Raw genomic sequence first — 19711 nt, 5'->3', positions numbered from 1 at the left:
CGGGGGTTCTCCCCGTCGGGCGGCCTGACGCATGAGGGGCGTCCGATCGCTCGCTTAGCTTTGCGGGATGCCCGAATCCGCCGCTCCGTCGACTCCGCCGCGCCGTCTGCGACTGGGTGTCGGAGCCGCGATCGTGCTGGCGCTCGTCGTCCTGTCGGCGGCCGTCGGACTCGGGCTGATGCGAGGTCAGGCGGCACCGACCGAATCGGTGCCGCTGGCCACCGACGCAGCGGCGGGCGGCGGCTCGTCGGGGGAGCTCTATGTGCATGTGCTCGGCGCCGTCGAGCATCCGGGTCTCTACGTCCTCGATCTCGACTCTCGGCTGGTCGACGCGGTGGCGGCTGCAGGGGGGACCACCGGCGACGCCGACCTGACCGCGATCAATCTCGCGCGCCTGCTCGCCGATGGCGAGCAGATCATCGTTCCGACGGTCGGCGTGGCGGTGGACGAGCCGGGGACTGTGGCGCCCTCCGACGACCGTGTCGACCTGAACACGGCGGATCAGGCTGCGCTCGAGACGCTGCCGCGCATCGGTCCCGCCCTGGCCGAGCGGATCATCGCCTGGCGCGACGAGAACGGGAGGTTCCAATCCGTCGACGACCTCCTCGCGGTTCCAGGCATCGGTGAGAAGCTGCTCGCCGGCATCCGCGACGGCGTGCGGGTGTGAGGCGCGACCTGCGCCTTCCGCCGGAATGCCGGCGGATGCTCGTTTCGATAGGCTCCGCCCATGACGTTGCATCGAACTCGTGCATTCTCCCGCCATGCCGCCCTCGTGGTGGGTGCTCTCCTCGTGCTCGTGGGGGTCACCGCGTGCGCGGCCGAGGGCGGACCTGGCGATGGCGGCTCCAGCGCGGAAGCCGCAGCGACGGAGACGCCCACCACGACTCCGACAGAGGAGGCATCGAGTTCGGCGGACGATGAGGTGACCTGCAATGCGTTCGGTGACGTGCAGACGATCCTGCACAACGCTCAGGCCGCGTTCTACGACGAGCGCATGACCCAGCGAGAGCTCGACGGCTGGACTGCGCTCGCATCGCGGGTGCTCGGCAACATCCCCGCCGCGGAGGAGGGGCGCGTCGCCACGGCATTGACGGCTGTCCAGGACGCGGTGCCCGCCGTGCAGGCACCGCTGGGGCCGAGCAACATCCTTTCGCGCGAATGGGACGTTCCCGGGGCTGAATTGCTGACAGCCTGCGAAGCCGCAGGATTCCCCGTCATCACCAACGGCTTCATCGGAGGCTGAGCCACCCCCACGCGGCTCGATGTGAGTTGATCGTGAGCCGCGTCGTCACGCCGCCGTCAGCGGTGAAGCGATGCGGCGCTTCTCGACGGTCCTGCGTCGCTCAGGACCGCGCGTGCGGCACGTTCCCCCGATGCGAGGGCGCCTTGGATCGACGCGGTGTCCCGGTGGTCGCCTGCGACGTACAGCCGCTCGGCGTAGCGCGGCGACCGTGCTGCACCGAGCGGGGCCGGTTGGGCCGGGAGCGCATCGGCGATGTCGTCGCGCCGGATCAGCTCCCACGCGCTGACGTCCACACCCCAGATCTCACTCAGGTGGCGTCGGACGTCGTTCTCCTCGGCGGGATCAGCGCCGCGCGGCAGCAGGCAGGTCGCGGCGATGAGGTGGCGTCCGGCCGGGGCATACGAGGGCACGGTGTGCGTCATCACAACGGTGTTCACGACGGGGCCTCGGCCTCGGCTTCGGCCGTCGACGGTCAGCAACGCGGATGCGGTCGGAGGTTCGACGGCGGTGAACCACCACGTCTGCAGACCGTTCGTCGCCGGACGGGCAAGCCCGGTGAGGTCGGTGACCGCATCGGGGCCGGCCGCGACGACCACCCGGGCCGCGCGGACGGAGTCGCCGTCGATCAGCTCCACCCTGATCTCCTCTCCGAGCGCTGTCATGCGTCCCGCGCTGGCGCCGAGACGGATGTCGGCTCCCATCGCGCGCGCGTGCGCGGCAAGCTGCTCGGGGACCGCAGCGATCCCTTGTGCGGGTAGGCCGGGGCGGCCGAGCACGAAGTACCGCACGAGCAGCCGGGCGAATGCGTTCGACGTCTCGCCACGGCTCTCCGCCAAGACTCCCGTGAGGAACGGCTCGAGCACGGCGGAGCGGAGTGGGCCGCGGAGCCCCGCGGAATCCCATGCCTCGCGCACGGTGACATCGTTTCGGGCGAGACGGGAGAGCGGTTGCGCCAACGCCGGCGCGGCCCAGCGTGCCAGCGCGACGGCATCCCGACCGTTCACCAGGCCGCTGCGCAGCGATGTGGCGATCGACAGCGGATACCGCAGCGGATGCCGCAGCTCGGCCATCCCCTCCTCCATGCGGACCCGCACACCCACAGGGAAGCTTCCGAGGGCGAGCGCGTCGAGATCGACGCTGCGCCGGAGCGCCGGGTAAGCCGGGTTGAGCACCTGGAACCCGCGATCCAGCCGAAACCCATCGACGATGTCCGTGCGCTGGCGTCCTCCGACCGCATCCGCGGCCTCGAGGACGACGACATCGAGCCCGCCTGCGGAGAGCAATCCGGCGCATCGGAGCCCCGCGAGTCCGGCGCCGATCACGATGAGGTCATGCATTCTCGACGACCTCCCCTCTGCGGATCGCCGACGCGCGCCGTCCGATCGCCGCGCGTTCGTCGTCGTCGATCCGATCGACGTTGCGCACCTGCAGGGCCATGCGCGGGTTCGAGGAGAGAGTCTCCTGGTGGCGCATCAGAAAATCCCAGTAGAGAGTGGTGATCGGGCAGGCGTCCGCCCCGACGCGTTTCTTCGGGTCGAATCGGCACGTTCGGCAGTGTGGGCTCATCCGCGAGATGTATGCACCGGATGCCGCGTAGGGTTTGCTTCCCATCAGCCCGCCGTCGGCGAACTGGCTCATGCCCAGGGTGTTGGGCAGTTCCACCCACTCGACGGCGTCGACGTAGACGGCGAGGTACCAGGCGTGCACTTCCGTCGGCTCGACCCCGAGGAGCAGGGCGTAGAGACCGGTCACCATCAGCCGCTGGATGTGATGGGCGTAGCCGTTCTCCAGCGTGGTGCCGATCGCGTCGGCCATGCACGCCATCGAGGTGTCGCCCGTCCAGTACCAGCCAGGCAGCGGCTCATGCGCGTCCAACGCGTTGCGGCGGGCATACCCCGGCATCTGGGTCCAATAGATTCCGCGGACGTACTCGCGCCATCCGAGAATCTGCCGGACGAAGCCTTCGACTGAGGCCAGCGGGGCACGTCCGTCGCGATACGCGGTCTCCGCTGCGGCGACGATCTCACGCGGATCAAGGAGCTTCAGGTTCATCGCGGCGGACAGATGAGCGTGCCACAGCCACGGCTCGCCCGGCCACTGGGCGTCCTGGAAATCTCCGAACCAGGGCAGGCGCTCGTCGATGAAGAGCGCGAGCGACTCCAGCGCCTGTGCGCGGGTGACCGGCCACGCGAACCCGTCGAGGCAACCGGGGTGGTCGGCGAAGCGTTCGGTGACGAGCGCGAGAACGTCACGGGTCACCTCATCCGGCTCGAACACCGCCCTCGGCGGCACCAGCCCCGGCCCCTGCGCCGGAAAAGCCTTGCGGTTCTCAGCGTCGTAATTCCACGCGCCGCCCTCGGGCTTCCCCTCCGGCGTCAGGAGGATCCCGAAGCGCTGACGTTGCTCCCGGTAGAAGTACTCCATCCGCAACGTTCTGCGCTCGTGCATGTGAGCAGCGAACTCGCCCACCGTGCAGAAGAAATGGCGGTCCTCACGGATGTCGAGGGGGATGTCGGCATCCGCCGCCACCTGCCGCAGCGATTCGAGCACCCGCCAGTCACCGGGGGCGGTCATCTGGAGCGATGCGGGAGTCAGCCGCGCTACATCGGCGAGGAGTTGATCGGCGAGCGTGCCGCGGTTGTCGGGATCGTCGAGAGACGTGTAATGCACCTCTCGTCCCGCGGCACGCATCTCGGCCGCGCAATGGCGCATGGCCGACAGGAACAGCGCGGTTCGCGGCTTGCTGCTCCACACGTGAGTGGACTCCTCAGCGACCTCGGCCATCCACACCGCATCCCTGAGCGGATCGAACCCGTCGAACCCGCTCGCCTCGAGATCGAGCTGGTCGCCGAGCACGATCACCAGATTGCGCAGCGTCCGCTCCATGGCACCAGCGTACGACGGGATGCCGGGCCAGCGGCCGACCGCTCCGAGTCGGCCGTATCTCCTGCTCCCTCGCCGGTTCACGCTGAGCACCATGCGGACACAGTCAACGGCGCTCGTCTTCGCGGAGTCGTCCCTCGGACGGCTCTGGCTCCACGCCCGGACTTCCCGAACGTCGAATCGCGGCGCACAGTGAGTCGGCAGCGCACCTCTCTCCCTCGCGACAAGACGAAGACATGTGCCTCGTGCGGTCGTGAGATGCAGTGGCGTGCGGCGTGGGCGACCGTCTGGAACGAGGTCAGGTACTGCTCGGCCGCGTGCCGTTCTCGCAAGGTGACGCGGAAGGATCGCGAGCTCGAGGATGCGATTCTCGCTCTGCTCGCGCCACTCGGCGCGAAGGGAGCGATCTGTCCCTCGGACGCCGCACGTGCGGTCGGCGGTGAGGCGTGGCATGAGCTGGTGGAGCCCGCGCGCCGCGCCGCTCGACGGCTGGTGGCTGCGGGGACCGTCGACATCATTCAGGACGGACGTGTCGTAGACGCATCCTCAGCCAGAAGTCCCATGCAGATCCGTCGGCGCTCGTCCGGCGCGTGAGGAAGCGACGCGCACGAATCAGCGCGTCGACGTCGTTCTCCGTTTCTGCACTTCGCGCGGTGGAAGACGCTTGTCCACGGTGCGTGGGCCTGTGTCCGACTGTCGATTGCGGGGCCCCATAGGTTCTTCTGATGCAGGCATCCACGAACAGCGTCAGCATTCGATGGATGGTCGCCGTCATCATCCGTGACGGCGGGCTCGGGTGAAGCGCGATCTGCGCCTCCTGCCCGTTGCCGGGGGAGTCTGGGGGGTCGCTCTCCTGTGCGTGTTCGTCCCTGCCGCGGCGGGGTGGTGCGCGCTCGTGGGTGCGTTCGGTGCGGTCATCGTGTGTGCGGTCCTGCTGAGACGCGCAGACCGAGTCGCGTCGCGGGCAGCTCTGATGGTGGTCGTGCTCGCCACGATCACGGCGGTCGCTTTCACTGTGACGTCGTCGTCGCCCGGGCGTGACGGCGCAGCGTCGTGGGATGGGCGTGTGGTCGAGGCCACGGGGGAGGTCACCTCGTCGGCGTCGGTCGGTCGGGACGGGCGTCTCTGGATGGAGGTGCAGCTCACGGGGATCGGGTCGCCGGGGTCGGTGCAGGCGGCCTCGGCGCCGGTGCGGATCGGGATCGATCCGGCTGACGGGTTCGATCTCGGCGCGGCTGTCCGGGTGACGGGAGAGGCTGCGGCGACGGATCCGGGGGAGAGGTCGGCACTGGTCGTGTTCGCGAGCAGCGCGTCGGTCGAGACGCCCGCGTCGGGGGTGTTCGCGGTGGCGGCCGATGTCCGGGGCGCATTCATCGAGCGCTCATCGCGGCTTCCCGAGCCCGGAGCGGGTTTGCTCCCCGGACTCGCGGTCGGAGACACCCGAGCGGTGTCGACGGAGCTCGGCGACGACATGCGCACGAGCGGCCTCAGCCACCTGACGGCCGTCTCCGGAGACACAGTTGCTTTTGGGGATGGGTCGAAGGCCACGCCCCAGTCGTCAGGGCGTGTTTAGAAAGCCCTTCAGTTTGCCGGACGGTCGCAGCAAGGAATGGAGTGTCCCTCAACCTAGAGCGTGTCCGACACGTAGCGCGTCCGAGTCAGGAGGCGTCTCCGCGAGTGTGGGGGATCTGTTGTCACCGACGGATCAGCACATAACCGCGGCGCTTGGACTCTTGGAAGTTGTCGCGAAGTTCGCGTCTGGTCAGTTCCTTTAGTTCGGCGGAAGACCGAATGCTGCAACCACCACCTCCGCCGCCCTGCGAGTAACCGGGACCGGCGTTTGGCTGGCAGCGAAGCTCCGGAGGGACTTGCCGGTCTACTTCGACGCAGATATCGTGCGGGTGGTTGGAATTGCATTCAATCCGGACACTGACGTATCGGTCGGGCTGAGGCATCTTTGTCTCCTTGTAGTAGCGCCAGGAACAGCAGGCTCTACGAGCAGTGTGGCGGTGAACACCGACATCCGCCCTCTTTCCAGTGACCACCGTCCTTGAGGACGCGCTGTTGTGACGCCGGATCACCGATTCCAGTGGCGAAGCTTGTCTGGGTTGCACACAACCCAGACGGTGGCCAACAGCCTCGATCGCATCTCGGCCGTGACCGCTCCGACGACCTTTTTGTCACGGATGAGAGTGAACCCGGGCACGCTGTTGATCGAGGCCATCGCGGCGGACGTGCCCGACGTCACCAGGCTGAGCAGCTGTGCGGAAGCCGCTGCCTGCCCCTCGATGGGTTCGGCGACGTTGGGGACGTGGCCGCCGCTGTCGATGACCAAGACGACATCACGGTGGAGCAGTTCCTGGAGCGCATTTTGATCGCTCGACGTCAGCGCGATCGCAAGTTCCTTCATCGTGGCTTCGTCAGCGGCACCACGACGCCTCCGGCGCAACCACGCCGGGTAGTGCTTGCGAGTCATGCGCTGGCCGCGGTGACATGTCCGAGCTTCTGCGGGCTCATCACCCAGAGAAGTTGAAGGATGCCGTCGTTCGTTGTTGTCGCTGTCACCATGGCGGTCACCGTGCCGTTCTCTGTAAGTGTTGCGGCGGGTTGACCGTTGACATGAACCCAGCCGATTGTCTTGTCAGTCCAAAAGTGGTGCGAGAACGCCGCGACGAACTTCGCTACCCGTGCACTTCCGATGACAGGGATGCGGGCAGCGAGCTTCGCGCCGTTCCCGTCTGTGTAGCTCACGACGTCGGATGCGAAGAGTGCTTCGAGTTCTTTGGCGTCGCCTTTTTGCGCAGCGACGAGGAAGGCTTCCAGCAATCGGCGCTGCGCGATCGTGTCTACTGTCACAACGCGGGCCGAGGACAGGTGCGTGCGTGCTCTGCTGACGAGTTGTCGAGCGCTGACGACACTGCTGGAGATCACCTCAGCGATGCGCGGGTAGGGATAGTCGAATGCTTCGCGCAGAATGTACGCTGCCCGCTCGGTCGGGGTCAGCTTCTCGAGGGTTAGCAGGATCGCGAAATGCAACGCTTCGGCGCGCTCGGCGCCGAGAGCTGGGTCGTTATCCGTGTTGACCGGCTCCGGGAGCCACGGCCCGATGTAGGTCTCACGTCGTGCGTGCGCTGACTGCAGGACGTTGATCGAGAGCCTGGTCGCTATCGTGGCCAGGAACGCGACGGGCTCCTGAATCTGTGTCCGATCGGTGTTCTGCCACCGGATCCACGTCTCCTGAACGATGTCTTCTGCATCAGCCACGCTGCTCAACATCCGGTATGCGATGCCGAACAGGCGCCGACGATGCGCGTCGAAGACCTGGACGGCAGCGGCGAGGTCACCGCTTCTGCTGGGATGATCAGGATTTGTAGCTGTCACGTCTTCCATTCCCACCTCAACGGACTCCTGAAAGCTTCCGCTGTCCTTCTTGGTGCACCCAAGATTCCAGCGTGGTGGGTGCAAGGCGCATGGGTGAGCGGGGGAGGAGGAGATCTCCGGAGACGTTGAAGCCCACGAGGGTGGTCTCCGCATCTTCGATGACGTAGCGCGGATCGTGGTCGACCCGCAGCACGCGGTGCACGAACTCGGGCAGGGGCATCTGCTCCGGGCCGGCGAAGTCAATGGCGCCGCCCAGCGGATCTCCCATCGCCAGTTCCACGAGAACTTCCGCGACATCCGACGACGCGACCGGTTGAACGCGCTTCGCGGGTAGATGCACCGTGTCCTGGGCGGTGTTCCATTCGGCGATGCTGCGAGCAAAATCGAAGAACTGAGTCGATCGCAGGATGGAGTGAGCGATCGGCCCCGATTGTACAAGCCGTTCCTGGAGACCCTTTGCCGCAAAGTAACCGTCTTCACCTGCGTGATCGGCCCCGACGATCGAGAGGACCACATGGTGCTTCACGCCGGCGCGTTCTTCGGCTTCCAGCAACCGGTGAGTGCTGGCCTCGAAGAACTCCCGCGCCGCATCTCCGGAGAGATCGGGAGCATTGGTCACATCGATCACCGCGTCGGCGTATTCGAGCGCGGCGTCGAGCCCGCGTCCGGTTCTCGCGTCCACCCCGCTGGTCGGTGAAGCAACGACAACGGCCTGAGCTCTTCGTTCGAGCTTTTCGACGATCTTCCGGCCAACTTGGCCGGTTCCGCCCAATACAACGATTCGCATCTCGCCCGCTCCGTTCCGGGCTTGCGCCGTGCACGCAGAAAGCCCTACTCAAGTTCAGACCGGACAGTGCATCGATCTGTGACAGCCTGCCCGAAACTTCTTGGCTATGCGGCGCCCTCCAAGGTCGCGGCATAGGCCTGCTCTGCTTTAGTGATCATCTCGGCGACGACACCGGGGTTGGAAACGGGGACAGCGTGTGATGCTCCGCTGATCTCGTGTGTTGCCCGCGAGGCAGCGCGCTCGGCACCAGCCCGCAGCACTGCAACTGGAATATTCAGATCCTGCTCGCCGAACACGTGCCAGGAGGGCACGTCCTTCCAGGCCGGACGCGACGTGGAAAGCGTCTCGGAGAGCGCGGCTTCGGTCACAGGTCGCTGAGTTGCGGCCATGAGTGCCGCAACATCCTCTGCCACATCTGCGGCGAACTGGTGCCGGAATACGTCCGGACGGATAGCGAACTCGTTGCCTCCGGTTGTGACCGGGTACACAGAAAGCGCGTCTCCGAGAGTGCTTCCCGGCGCGCTGGACGACAGCGAGAGCGCACTCTCCCCGGTATCAGGGACGAAGGCGGACACATATACGAGACCGACGACGGCGTCGTTGTCGGCTGCAGCTTCAGTGATCACCAGGCCGCCGTACGAGTGACCTACGAGGATGACGGCCCCGGGGATGGAGGTGATGACATCGCGGACGTAGGCAGCGTCGCCGGCGAGCGTACGCAGCGGGTTCGCGACAGCGACTGCGTCGAGCCCCTGTTCCTGCAGACGGGTGATAACCCCGTTCCACGAGGCAGATTCGGCGAAGGCGCCGTGAACGAGGACGATGGTGGGCTTCAAGTCGGTCATGATCTTCACTTTCTTCGAAATGGGCTAGTTTGCGGTGGCGAAGGCTTGGCGGAGGGTCCGCACGGCCTGCTCAATCGCCGCCGTGCTTGCGGCTGAGGTCCGTAGCGGATTGAGCATCATGAAGTCGTGGATTGTGGCGTCGTAGCGGACGAGGGTCGCGCGGATTCCCGCCTCGATGAGCTTTCGTCCGTATGCCTCGCCTTCGTCGCGAAGGACATCGTTCTCATCGACCACGAGGAGCGTCTCCGGCAGTCCCCTGAGATCGTCAACGGAAGCCTGCAACGGCGACGCGGTGACGTCCTTGCGAGCGTCAAGATCCGGCAGATAGCTGTCCCAGAACCACGCCATCGCATCAGCGCGCAGGTGGAATCCTTCAGCAAACTCACGGTAGCTGTCAGTGTCCTGGCCCGCATCGGTGACGGGGTAGTACAGCGACTGGTGAATGAAGGTGACGTCGCCACGCCGCTTCGCAAGGATCGCGACAACAGCGGCCATGTTTCCACCGACGGAATCGCCGGCGATCGCGAGACGAGACGCGTCCAGGCCCTTCGTTGCGCCTTCGTTCATGATCCAGCGCGCGGTCGCGTATACCTGTTCGACGGCGACGGGGTGGCGCACTTCCGGGGACCGGTCATACTCGACGAACACTATCGCTGCGTTGACGCCGACAGCGATCTCTCTCACCAGCCGATCATGGGTGCCAGCGTTGCCGAGCACCCACCCGCCGCCATGCACGTAGAGGACAACCGGCAGCGCCGCAGCGGAGCCAACCGGCTTGACGATGCGCACTCGCACCTGACCGACGTCGGCGGGGACAGAGATCCATTCCTCATCGATGTCGGGTTTTGCGGTCGGGGACGCTTGAACTTGGTCTAACAGCTCGCGGGCGCCATCGACGCCGAGGTTGGTGAGATACGGCGGCTTCGAGGTGGCGTCCGCGAATGCTCGTGCATCCGGCTCCAGGGTGTGATCGACCATGATGGTCCTTCCGTGCTCAGGGATAACGGGATGGGCCTTCGTTCAACATCTGTTGCCCATGCCAGACAAGACCGTGTAGCTCGAGCGGGTGTGACGGGCTTAGCGATTGAAAGGCAGTTCCTCGCGGACTGTCACAAACAGGGCGGGCGCCTGGTCTATTGAGTACGGGCGGACATCCGTCGCAGCCGAACAGCATTCAGAGGGGCGACATGAAAATCACGGTGATCGGTGGAACAGGCTTGATCGGAGCGAGGGTCGTCCGTCAGCTGAGGGCATCCGGGCACGACGTTCTCGTCGCCGCCCGCTCCACGGGCGTCAACTCCTTCACGGGGGAGGGGCTGGAAGACGCGCTGACAGGTGCAGACGTTCTGGTCGACGTGTCGAACTCCTCTTACACGGACGAAGCGGGGGCGCAAGAATTCTTCTACACCTCCACCATGAACCTGCTCAGCTACGGGGAAGCAGCCGGCGTAGGGCACCATGTCGCCCTTTCCGTCGTCGGCACCGATCGTCTGGCCCGTGCCGAAGGCGGGTACTTCGTCGCGAAACAGCAGCAGGAACGGCTCATCATCGAGTCTCACCGCCCATACTCGCTCGTACACGCGACTCAGTTCTTCGAATTCATTCGCAGCATCACCGACCATGCGGTGCGCGGCGGGGCCGTCCGGGTCGCCGATGTGCTGGTGCAGCCCATGGCAGCCGACGATGTCGCACGGGCTGTCGTTGACACGTCGCTCGGGCAGCCGCTCTACGGGATGGTGGAGTTCGGTGGCCCGGAGGTCTTCAGTCTCAAGGACCTGGCGGTGATGGATCTGAGCTTCCGCCAGGACGAGCGGGAAGTCGTGCCCGACCCGCTCGGGACCTATTTCGGTGCTCGACTCGCGAGCCGTGACCTTCTTCCGGAGGCCACAGCCTCGATTGCTCAGCGGAGGTACCACGACTGGCGCATTCAGACCCCGGAAGTCGTTGAAGACATCACGGCTTGAGGTGCAGTCATATCGCTATCTAACTGCTGGCGCACGTTGTAGCCTTGCGCTCAGCTGAGGTGCGCGACTCAGCCAGCGTGTGCGACAAAGTCGAGTGCGCGACCTTCCTTCAGGAACGGCACATGAACCCGCAACAGCAATACGTGTACGACTCAGATGACGAGTCGCTGATGGCCTTCGTCACTCAGCGTCGGCGATTGTTCGGCATCGCCTATCGGATTCTCGGCAGCGCTTTTGAAGCGGAGGATGTCGTGCAGGACACGTGGATTCGATGGCAACTGTGCGATCAGGCAACGGTGCGAAACCCCGCCGCTTTTCTCGCGACAACCACCACGCGCCTCGCCATCAACGTCCTCAACAGTGCCCGTTCTCGACGCGAAACCTATGTCGGTTCGTGGTTGCCGACGCCCGTCGATACCTCAGACGATCCGATGCTCGGAGCTGAACGATCTGAGGCACTCGAGCTCGCCACCTTGTTCCTCATGGAGCGACTCACTGCTACCGAACGCGCGGCATATGTGCTCCGGGAAGCGTTCACCTACCCTTACGCGAAGATCGCGGACATCCTCAGCACAACGGAAGCTTCTGCCCGCCAGCTGGTCAGCAGGGCACGAAAGCATCTGTCGACGGATGCTGTGCACGTGAGCAGCCGAGAAGAACAGAAACGACTCTTCCGCACGTTTCTCGACGCAGCCCAGGGGGGAGACGCAACGGAGCTAGAGAAGCTTCTCGCTGCCGACGCTGTGAGCTACACCGACGGCGGCGGTGTGGTTCATCGCACCGCCAGGCGACCTATCTGCGGGCGGGAGACGCTCATTCGATTCCTCGTCGGCGTCTCGACGTGGTTCTGGGGTGATGTGACCATCGAAATCGTCGAGGCGAACGGCCACGACAGTGCCCTGTTGTACCGAGCAGGAAAGCCGTTCGCGCTCCTCACGGTCTCCGCCCGCGTGGGCTCGGTGCAAGAAATTTTCTGGGTGATGAATCCCGAGAAGCTCGCACCGATTGCGCCCTCCGTGCCCCTGGCGCTGTAGATCGCCGCAGTTGGCGGTGCTTCTGGGGTGTCACACAAGTTGCAGTTGTTCGGTCTTATCTCATGACCCACCGCGCCTCAGCTCGGTGAGAGAGGAAAGTCGCAGTGACTATCAGCGAAACCCGCACCGGCGGGCTGTCCAGTCTGGATCTCATGCAAACGCGACCTGCCCCGGCGGGCACCGCAGCGAAGGCTGGCTCATGACCATGGATCTCTCAATTGTCGACCCGACGGTCCCGCCGTCGGGAAATGTGTGTGTGCAGTGCGATGCGGAAGGCAGCTGGTGGGTGCATCTGCGCCGGTGCGCTGCCTGCGGTCATGTTGGCTGCTGCAACAATTCGCCCGGTCAGCACGCGACGGCGCACTTCCTTCAGACCGGCCATCCCGTCATCGCAAGCTTCGAGCCGGGCGAGGACTGGTTCTGGGACTACCGGAGCGACAGCTACGCCGAGCCGGTCGTTCTGGCGCCACCGTTGAGCCATCCCCTCGATCAGGCAGCGCCCGGCCCCGCGAGTCGGCTTCCGGCAGACTGGCGCGCGCAGGCGGCGAAACAACGATGAGCGGCGGGCCTGATTTCAGCGGGTTGCGTGCCGTCTTCGTTAATTGCACTCTCAAACCAAGTCCGCAGGTGAGTAACACCCAAGGACTCATGGACCTCAGTGTCGACCTGATGAGATCCCATGGTGTCGAGGTGCAAACGCTTCGCTTCGTCGACTTTGACGTGCCTCCGGGTGTCTACCCCGATATGCGCGAACACGGCTGGGCGAGCGATGAGTGGCTCACCGACGTATGGCCGGCGATCAAGGCCGCCGACATCCTCGTCGTTGGCGGGCCTTTGTGGCTCGGGGACAACGCATCGGTCACTCGCAAACTCATCGAACGCCTCTACGCGATGAGCGGCGAATACAATGCCCAAGGTCAGTATGTCTACTACGGGAAGACTGGCGGCGCGATCATCACCGGCAATGAAGACGGGGTCAAGCACGCATCCGCTTCAATCCTGTACAGCCTCCAACACGTGGGATGCGTCATACCTCCAGGTGCCGACGCGGGCTGGATAGGCGAGATCGGTCCCGGACCGAGCTACTTGGACCCAGGTTCCGGAGGTCCGGAGAATGACTTCACTCGTCGAAATGTGACGTTTATGACCTGGAACCTGATGCACATGGCCAGCATGCTTCGAGCAGCTGGCGGTATCCCCGCGTGGGGAAATCTTCGAGGGGCGTGGGACAGCGGAGAACGCTTTGGCCTGAGCGCGAATCCCGAGTATCGCTGAGGGCGCTGAAACCAAAACGTGCACCGATGCCACGTTCCATGGCATCGGTGCACGGCACTCAGCAGTCTGTGGATGCCAAGCGGACAGCGGTCTCAGCGAGTCGCATCGAGAATCCGGCCTCGTTGTCGTACCAAGCCGCCACTGAGACCATCCCGTTGAACGACTGAGTCAGCGGGAGGTCGACGATCGATGAGTGCGGATCTCCGACGATGCGGGCTGAGGTCCACTCGTCCTCGAACACTTCGAGGATGCCTTTGAGGGGCCCTGTGGCCGCGGCTTGCCGGAAGGCGTCGCGAAGGTCCTCGGTCGCGATCTCTCGCTCCGGTATCACGTTGAGCTCGACGATGCTGCCCGTACGCACGGGTACCCGATAGGCCTTACCGGTGATCTTGAGGTCGGGCCAGACGAACCCCAGCGCTTTTGCGGCCCCCGAAGAGGACGGGATGATGTTCTCCGCACCGGCCCATGAGTCTCTTCTGGACTTCATCGGCTGGTCGGTCAACGACTGCGTGTTCGTGTAGGCGTGGACCGTTGAGAAGACGCCGTATTGGATGCCCGTGGACTCGAGGAGCACCTTGACGACGGCCGCGAGGGCGTTGGTGGTGCAGCTGGCCATGCTGATGATCTTGTGGGTATCACTGTTGTAGTCGTCGAGGTTGATGCCCGGCAGCAGAACCGCGTCGCAGTCCTCGGCGGTCTTGCTCGGTCCGCTGATCAGCACGCGCTCGGCGCCGTTCGCGAGATGCCGCTCAGCTGCTTCCCGGGTGACACCGCGGCCGGTGCAATCGACGACCAGATCGATGCCGAGGGCCTTCCAGTCCGGGACGCCCTCGCGGGAGTTGATGTACGTGATTCGTCTGCCGTCGATGGAGATGGAAGTGTCGTCGTCCGAGGAGACCGCTGGCCACCACCCGTAGTTCGTGTCCACTTCGAGGAGTGCGGCGAGGTCGCCGGCTGGAGCGATGTCACAGATGACGCTGGGGAAGAAGAGGTCGTTCTTCACCGCGCTGCGCACGAGCTGACGGCCGATACGTCCGAAACCGTAGACGGCGATGTTCTTCATGATGTGGTCCTTTTGGTGAAGAGCCGTTCGCTGGATGTTCGTCCCGGATGCTCCGGATCGACCAGGTCCGCATATTCCGGGCTCTGGTTGATGAAGGCGGAAACGAGAGGGCAGTACACGGTGACGTGCATGCCGCGATCGCGCACGTCGTCGAGGGCGTAAGCGATGAGTTCCACAGCGATGCCTCGCCCACGAAACTCTGGGACGACAGTGGTCGCAAGAATCACGACCCGGTTGCCCATCTGTTTGAACTCGATGGCCGCCACCTCGAGCTCCTCGAGTCTGGCAGAGTAGTGATGCCGGACATCATCGCGATGCACGACCATCTCGAAATCTGCGTCCGCCGACGGAAGGTCAGCGTCGCGGAGACTGTCATTGCGAAGGTCGGCGATGCCATCCTGGAGGAAACTGACCTCATCAGGGTGGGCAGCGGAATCGGAGTTCTCGTGTTCACTCATCATTCGCTTCCTTTTCTTCAGTGGTGCTGGGTTTCGGTCGATCCGTGGGGTGGGATGTCGGCCGCTGGCTACGGTGCGACGTCGTAGTGGCTGAGGATCGCGATGCGGTTGAAGGCATTGATGACGATGGTCAACCAGCGGACCGCCGCTAGCTGGTCGGGGGTGAGCACCTGCTGCTCGACGTCACCGTCGCTTCGGAGGAACCGGCGTCCTGTCTGCTGATCAGCGATGAGTGTGACCTCTTCGGCGACGGCCAGTGCTGCACGTTCGACGGCCGTGAAGTAGCGGGAGTCTCGCCATGCCGGGAGCACGGCGAGGCGGTCGCTGGTCTCGCCGTGAGCAAATGCATCCCTTGTGTGCATGCGGAGGCAGAATGCGCAGCCATTAAGTTGCGACGATCGGATGCGAACGAGCTCAACAACCAGCGGGTCGAGTCCCGCGTCGCGGGCGGCGAGGCCGGCCGCCTTACCGGCGGCGATGAGCGCCTGGTAGGCGGCCGGAACCGCGGAGTCGAGGTGGTCCGAAGCGGACACGGTCGGCATGCTACTTCGAAGCGGCCGGCGCTGCCGGGGCGGGGTTCGCGGGCAGCCACTCCTCGAAGTGGGTGTCGAAGTGTGTGGCGTCGGGGCCGGGGAGAAGCATCTCGGCGGTGAGCTTCTCGCCGAAGTAGGTGGCATCGGGGTCGGCGACGACGGTCCGCGTGTCCCCGCGGAAGGCGAGGCCTGTGCGGATGAGGTCGTCCAGGCTGTACCGATCGGGGCCGGCGACCTCGATGGTCCGGTTCAGCGGCTCGCCTGCGGTGGTGCGTGCCACCGCGGTCGCGACGTCCTCCGCCGCCATCGGCTGAATCAGGGCGTGGGACAGGTGCACGACGCCGTCGACGGTGGCGCTGTCGGCGATGCTCTTCACGAACTCGAAGAACTGGGTCGCGTGCACCAGCGAGTAGGCGATACCGGAGTCCTTGATGAGCTTCTCCTGCGCGACCTTCGCGCGCATGTAACCGCTGTCGACCATCCGCTCGGCACCGACGACGGAAAGGGCGACGTAGTGGCTAACCCCTGCGGCCTTCGCGGCGGCAATGGTGTTGCTGGTGGCGGTCGTGAAGAAGTTCATCACGTCGTCATCGGCGAACGAAGGCGAGTTCGACACATCGAGCACGGTGTTGGCGGCGACCAGCACCTCGGCCAGTCCCTCTCCGGTCAGGGTGTTCACGCCCGAGTTGGGTGTGGCCGAGATAGCGTCGTGGCCGTGCTCAGTGAGCTTTGAGACAACCTTGGAGCCGATGAGGCCGGTGCCTCCGATGACAACGATTCTGGACATGAGTGACCTTCCGGTTCGCGCGGACGCAGAGGTTTCATGCGGCCGTCACAAGCTATGACCGGACGCGTGTCGTCGTTGTGACGACCGTGATGAACTTCGCCGTCCCGGCTGTCATCGATCCACACCGTCTGCGTGCGCGACATAGTCGCGCGTGCCCACGATCTGTTCGTCGGGCAGCGCCGCGCTGAGCCGAGCGAGGTCGGCGTCGTCGAGACGGACACGCACTGAGGCGGTGTTCTCGTCGAGTCGGTTGCGCCGACGGGTGCCGGGGATCGGCACCACCCCTTGCGCGATCAGCCATGCCAAGGCGATCTGCGCGTTGGTGACTCCCTTCTCGGAAGCGATCGCATTCACCCGATCGACGAGCGCCAAGTTCGCGGCGATGGCTTCGGGCTGGAACCGGGGAAGGCCCAGGCGAGCGTCCGCGGGATCAAGATCGTGCACTGAGCGAATTTCTCCCGTCAGGAATCCACGACCCAGTGGCGAGAACGCCACGAAACCGATGTTGAGTTCGCGCAGAGCGGCCAGTTCGCCGTTGTGCAGCACATCGCGGGCGAAGAGAGAGAATTCCGACTGCACCGCAGCGAGCGGATGCACGGCGTGTGCGCGTCGAATGGTGGCCTCCGATGCTTCGGACAAGCCGATGTGCCGCACTTTGCCTTCGGTCACGAGCTCGGACATCGCGCCGACGCTCTCCTCGATGGGGACGTCCGGGTCAACTCGGTGGAGGTAGTACAGGTCAATGACCTCGGTGCCAAGATGGCGCAGGGACCGTTCTGCCGCCTTGCGGATATAGGCGGGAGTACCGTTCCGGCCGTGGATGGTGCCATCGTCGTCGGTCTCTGCGGAGGCCTTGGTTGCGAGCGTGACTTCATCACGGCGGTCGCCCAGCGCGCGCGAGATGAGCTTCTCGTTCTCAAACGGGCCGTATGCCTCGGCGGTGTCAATGAAAGTCACGCCGGTGTCGACGGCATGGCGGAGTGTGGCGATCGATTCTTTCTCGTCGCTGGTTCCGTAGTAAGCGCTCATGCCCATGGCGCCCAAGCCGATGGCCGAGACCCGCAGGCCGTCTCCGAGGGCAGCGGTCGGTAGAGGTGTCGAAAGTGTCATGATGATCCTTCTTTGGTTGATGCTTCGGAATATGCGGCGATCTTCGATTCGAGTGCTGCGAGGTGCGCGCGGGTTCTGTCGAGCTTCGCGAGAACGTGAAGCCGGTGCTGCTCGAGCACTATGAGCCGCTCCGCCTCTGTGCCGTCGATGCGGCTGAGCTCGGCCATCCGTCGTATATCGGCGATGCTCATGCCGGTCTCACGGAGCATGATCAAGCCGGCGATCCAATCCACGTCGTTCTGGCCGTACCGGCGCCGGCCGCCGTGGTCACGCGGTGCGGGATTCAGCAGCAGCCCGGCACCCTCGTAGTAGCGGAGTGTGTCGATACTCAACCCGGTGGCCCGCGCAACCGCGCTGATGGGCAGCCCGCCCTCGGGTATGTCGATATCGACAGTCGGGAGTGTGACGGCAGCCATGATCACATCGTGCACCCTGGAGTGCACTCCAGGTCAAACGTCGAAGTCACGGGTGGACGCCGATGACTGAGAGGAGCTCCAGTTTCTCGGCGCTGGGGCTGCCAGGCTCAGCGGTGAAGATCATCAGGGCCTGGAACTGATCGGGGTCGAGGATGGTCTGGCCGTAGAGCTCGACCTCGCCGACCTCGGGGTGCAGGATGCGCGTGGCTTCGCAGTACGGTCCGGGAACGGGTTGGTACTCCCATAGGGCCGCGAACTCCGGACTGGCCCTGCGAAGGCGGGAGATGAGAATGCGCGCGGGGTCCGCCAGGGAGGCAGAAGTGCTTGCGGCGACCAGGTGACCGACCAGGGTCGCGGAGTGCCGCTCGTGATCTTCTACCGGAGTCAGAGCACGCTCGTCAGGGTCGGTGAACCAACGGTAGATCCGGTTGCGGCGTAGACCCGTGTAGGAGGTTTCGTCGCTAAGCAGGGCAACCGCCAGCCGGGTTTGCACGAGCGTTTCGCCGAGCATCGTGACCACCTGTGCGGGGGTGTCTCCGAGGCGGTTCAGCACTCGCATGAGGCCCGCATTCACGTGCTCGTTTCGGACCGCACGGGACGTGGCCGTGTATCCGGCAAGTCGGAACAGGTGGTCGCGTTCGTCGAGGTTCAGTTGGATGCCTCGTGCGATCGATGCGAGGATCTGCTGCGACGGCACTGGGCCGTCGTGCTGCTCGATCTTGCTGTAATAGTCGCTTGAGATGCCACTGAGGGCGGCGACTTCCTCACGGCGTAGTCCGCTGGTCCGCCGACGCGGGCCGCGGGGCATCCCCACGTCTTCCGGCTGGATCGATTCTCGGCGCGCCCGAAGGAACTTCGAAAGCTGCGGCCGATCGTTCATCGTCTCCCTCTTCTCGGGTCTGAGGGTCGGCCTCCCGTGTCGTCGGAGCTGGCGGAGCTCGCTGCGGGCGGGAAGGTCACACCTGTCACCTCTTCAGACAAAGCCCAGAGCCGCGCCGCGTCGCTGTGTGCATTCGCCCGCCGAGGCAGCTTCAACTCCTTCGCGCTCCCGGTGAACTGGCCCAGCCCGTCAGGCCCGTAGTAGCGTCCACCTTCTGCGTCGGGTGACACCGCAGCATGCAGAGCCGGCAGCAGCCCGGAGTCGACCGACTGCACGAAGACGCCGATGGTGGAGAGCCTGCGGAAGATCCCATCGATCGGTGACGGCTTGGTACGCCCCAGATTCGGACCGGACGCGTAAAGGTTGCTGTAGGTCGTGCCGGGGTGTGCAGCATTGCTGGATATCCGCCACCCGAGCTCCTGACTCCTTCGATCCAGTTCCATCGCGAACATGAGTTGGGCAAGCTTCGAGGCGGAATAGGAACGGATCGCTTTATAGCGATTGGCACGAGCGAGGTCATCCCAGTCCGTCGCGCCTTGCGCTGCTGCCGAACTCGACATGGTGGTGACGCGTGCCTCCCCCATCTGAAGCAGCGGCAGGACGCGGCCGATCAATGCCATGTGCCCTAGATGGTTCGTGCCGAACTGCAACTCGAATCCATCGGTCGTAAGTGTGCGCTCTGGTGGCGTCATCACCCCCGCGTTCGCCACGAACAGGTGCAGCGGACGCCCTTCCGAGAGAAGGGTCTCACTGAGATGCTTCACTGACGATAGTGAAGCCAAATCAAGCTCGCGAGTGCTCGCCACAGAGCCGGGAGCCCTGGCCGCGACCACCTCCAGGGCCCGGGCCCCCTTCGCCGGGTTCCGAACCGGGAGTACCAACTCCGCGCCAGCTCTCGCGAGCCGCACCGCGATGCCGAGTCCGATGCCATCGCTCGCTCCCGTCACGACCGCCACCTTCCCGGTCAGGTCGGGAACGGGCACATCTCTTATCGCCTTCACGGCACCTCCAATGAATGATTCCCCTCAGCCTGCGGCCAATACCGCGCATGA

General features: G+C 64.9%; 23 protein-coding genes. 8 read left to right on the top strand and 15 right to left on the bottom strand.

Features of this window, described 5'->3' with window-relative positions; translation table 11 throughout:
- The first annotated feature begins 67 nt into the window (after positions 1-67).
- Both MRBLWH13_RS08095 and MRBLWH13_RS08090 read left to right on the top strand, forming a co-directional pair.
- Positions 68-667, top strand: coding sequence for a ComEA family DNA-binding protein (locus tag MRBLWH13_RS08095; protein WP_341957922.1), 600 nt, complete (start codon positions 68-70; stop codon positions 665-667).
- Between the two features lie 60 nt (positions 668-727).
- Entirely contained in the window at positions 728-1243 is a 516-nt protein-coding gene (locus MRBLWH13_RS08090; protein ID WP_341957919.1) for a hypothetical protein, read from the top strand.
- 56 nt (positions 1244-1299) lie between these two features.
- On the opposite strand, the gene MRBLWH13_RS08085 is transcribed toward MRBLWH13_RS08090, so the two are convergent.
- On the bottom strand, positions 1300-2580 hold the full coding sequence (locus tag MRBLWH13_RS08085; RefSeq protein ID WP_341957917.1) for an FAD-dependent oxidoreductase: 1281 nt from the start codon (positions 2578-2580) through the stop codon (positions 1300-1302).
- Entirely contained in the window at positions 2573-4222 is a 1650-nt protein-coding gene (locus tag MRBLWH13_RS08080; protein ID WP_341957915.1) for a cryptochrome/photolyase family protein, read from the bottom strand. The genes MRBLWH13_RS08085 and MRBLWH13_RS08080 overlap by 8 nt, the downstream gene beginning before the upstream one ends.
- A gap of 162 nt (positions 4223-4384) precedes the next feature.
- On the opposite strand from MRBLWH13_RS08080, the gene MRBLWH13_RS08075 reads away from it, so the two are divergent.
- Entirely contained in the window at positions 4385-4720 is a 336-nt protein-coding gene (locus MRBLWH13_RS08075; RefSeq protein WP_341957913.1) for a DUF3253 domain-containing protein, read from the top strand.
- Positions 4721-4922: 202 nt separating this feature from the next.
- Complete coding sequence (locus tag MRBLWH13_RS08070; RefSeq protein WP_341957910.1) at positions 4923-5699, top strand: hypothetical protein; 777 nt, start codon at positions 4923-4925, stop codon at positions 5697-5699.
- A 504-nt stretch (positions 5700-6203) separates the two neighbouring features.
- On the opposite strand, the gene MRBLWH13_RS08065 is transcribed toward MRBLWH13_RS08070, so the two are convergent.
- The 5 genes from MRBLWH13_RS08065 to MRBLWH13_RS08045 form a co-directional block, all read right to left on the bottom strand.
- The gene (locus tag MRBLWH13_RS08065; RefSeq protein WP_341957907.1) at positions 6204-6536 is read right to left on the bottom strand and encodes a hypothetical protein; all 333 of its coding nucleotides are present in this window, start codon (positions 6534-6536) and stop codon (positions 6204-6206) included.
- A 62-nt stretch (positions 6537-6598) separates the two neighbouring features.
- A complete protein-coding gene (locus MRBLWH13_RS08060) occupies positions 6599-7516 on the bottom strand; it encodes an RNA polymerase sigma-70 factor (RefSeq protein WP_341957905.1) in 918 nt (305 codons plus the stop codon).
- Positions 7517-7523: 7 nt separating this feature from the next.
- The gene (locus MRBLWH13_RS08055; RefSeq protein WP_341957904.1) at positions 7524-8294 is read right to left on the bottom strand and encodes an SDR family oxidoreductase; all 771 of its coding nucleotides are present in this window, start codon (positions 8292-8294) and stop codon (positions 7524-7526) included.
- Between the two features lie 104 nt (positions 8295-8398).
- Complete coding sequence (locus MRBLWH13_RS08050) at positions 8399-9139, bottom strand: alpha/beta hydrolase (protein ID WP_341957901.1); 741 nt, start codon at positions 9137-9139, stop codon at positions 8399-8401.
- Between the two features lie 24 nt (positions 9140-9163).
- Complete coding sequence (locus MRBLWH13_RS08045; RefSeq protein ID WP_341957900.1) at positions 9164-10117, bottom strand: alpha/beta hydrolase; 954 nt, start codon at positions 10115-10117, stop codon at positions 9164-9166.
- 158 nt (positions 10118-10275) lie between these two features.
- Here MRBLWH13_RS08045 and MRBLWH13_RS08040 point away from each other — a divergent pair, with 158 nt between their 5' ends.
- From MRBLWH13_RS08040 to MRBLWH13_RS08025, 4 genes are all read left to right on the top strand, one after another.
- Positions 10276-11103, top strand: coding sequence for an NAD-dependent epimerase/dehydratase family protein (locus MRBLWH13_RS08040; protein WP_341957899.1), 828 nt, complete (start codon positions 10276-10278; stop codon positions 11101-11103).
- A gap of 122 nt (positions 11104-11225) precedes the next feature.
- Entirely contained in the window at positions 11226-12137 is a 912-nt protein-coding gene (locus tag MRBLWH13_RS08035) for a sigma-70 family RNA polymerase sigma factor (protein ID WP_341957897.1), read from the top strand.
- A 199-nt stretch (positions 12138-12336) separates the two neighbouring features.
- Positions 12337-12696 (top strand): UBP-type zinc finger domain-containing protein, encoded by a 360-nt coding sequence (locus MRBLWH13_RS08030; protein WP_341957895.1) that lies wholly within the window; start codon positions 12337-12339, stop codon positions 12694-12696.
- Positions 12693-13412, top strand: a complete 720-nt coding sequence (locus MRBLWH13_RS08025) for an NAD(P)H-dependent oxidoreductase (RefSeq protein ID WP_341957893.1) — start codon at positions 12693-12695, stop codon at positions 13410-13412. The genes MRBLWH13_RS08030 and MRBLWH13_RS08025 overlap by 4 nt, the downstream gene beginning before the upstream one ends.
- A gap of 58 nt (positions 13413-13470) precedes the next feature.
- On the opposite strand, the gene MRBLWH13_RS08020 is transcribed toward MRBLWH13_RS08025, so the two are convergent.
- The 8 genes from MRBLWH13_RS08020 to MRBLWH13_RS07985 all read right to left on the bottom strand — a co-directional run bounded on the left by MRBLWH13_RS08020 (position 13471) and on the right by MRBLWH13_RS07985 (position 19642).
- Positions 13471-14475 (bottom strand): glyceraldehyde 3-phosphate dehydrogenase NAD-binding domain-containing protein, encoded by a 1005-nt coding sequence (locus tag MRBLWH13_RS08020; RefSeq protein WP_341957891.1) that lies wholly within the window; start codon positions 14473-14475, stop codon positions 13471-13473.
- Complete coding sequence (locus MRBLWH13_RS08015) at positions 14472-14933, bottom strand: GNAT family N-acetyltransferase (protein WP_341957889.1); 462 nt, start codon at positions 14931-14933, stop codon at positions 14472-14474. The genes MRBLWH13_RS08020 and MRBLWH13_RS08015 overlap by 4 nt, the downstream gene beginning before the upstream one ends.
- Positions 14934-15001: 68 nt before the next feature.
- Positions 15002-15466 (bottom strand): carboxymuconolactone decarboxylase family protein, encoded by a 465-nt coding sequence (locus MRBLWH13_RS08010; protein ID WP_341957887.1) that lies wholly within the window; start codon positions 15464-15466, stop codon positions 15002-15004.
- A gap of 10 nt (positions 15467-15476) precedes the next feature.
- Entirely contained in the window at positions 15477-16253 is a 777-nt protein-coding gene (locus MRBLWH13_RS08005; RefSeq protein ID WP_341957886.1) for an SDR family oxidoreductase, read from the bottom strand.
- Positions 16254-16364: 111 nt separating this feature from the next.
- Complete coding sequence (locus MRBLWH13_RS08000; protein ID WP_341957884.1) at positions 16365-17363, bottom strand: aldo/keto reductase; 999 nt, start codon at positions 17361-17363, stop codon at positions 16365-16367.
- On the bottom strand, positions 17360-17779 hold the full coding sequence (locus tag MRBLWH13_RS07995) for a MerR family transcriptional regulator (protein ID WP_341957882.1): 420 nt from the start codon (positions 17777-17779) through the stop codon (positions 17360-17362). The genes MRBLWH13_RS08000 and MRBLWH13_RS07995 overlap by 4 nt, the downstream gene beginning before the upstream one ends.
- Positions 17780-17825: 46 nt before the next feature.
- The gene (locus tag MRBLWH13_RS07990; RefSeq protein ID WP_341957881.1) at positions 17826-18659 is read right to left on the bottom strand and encodes a helix-turn-helix transcriptional regulator; all 834 of its coding nucleotides are present in this window, start codon (positions 18657-18659) and stop codon (positions 17826-17828) included.
- The gene (locus MRBLWH13_RS07985; RefSeq protein ID WP_341957879.1) at positions 18656-19642 is read right to left on the bottom strand and encodes an SDR family oxidoreductase; all 987 of its coding nucleotides are present in this window, start codon (positions 19640-19642) and stop codon (positions 18656-18658) included. Before MRBLWH13_RS07985 ends, MRBLWH13_RS07990 begins: the two co-directional genes overlap by 4 nt.
- Positions 19643-19711 lie beyond the last annotated feature (69 nt).

This window comes from Microbacterium sp. LWH13-1.2, assembly GCF_038397735.1.
Taxonomy (GTDB): domain Bacteria; phylum Actinomycetota; class Actinomycetes; order Actinomycetales; family Microbacteriaceae; genus Microbacterium.
The sequence above is the reverse complement of the archived record's forward strand: the minus strand, read 5'-3'. Positions and strand labels throughout refer to the sequence as shown.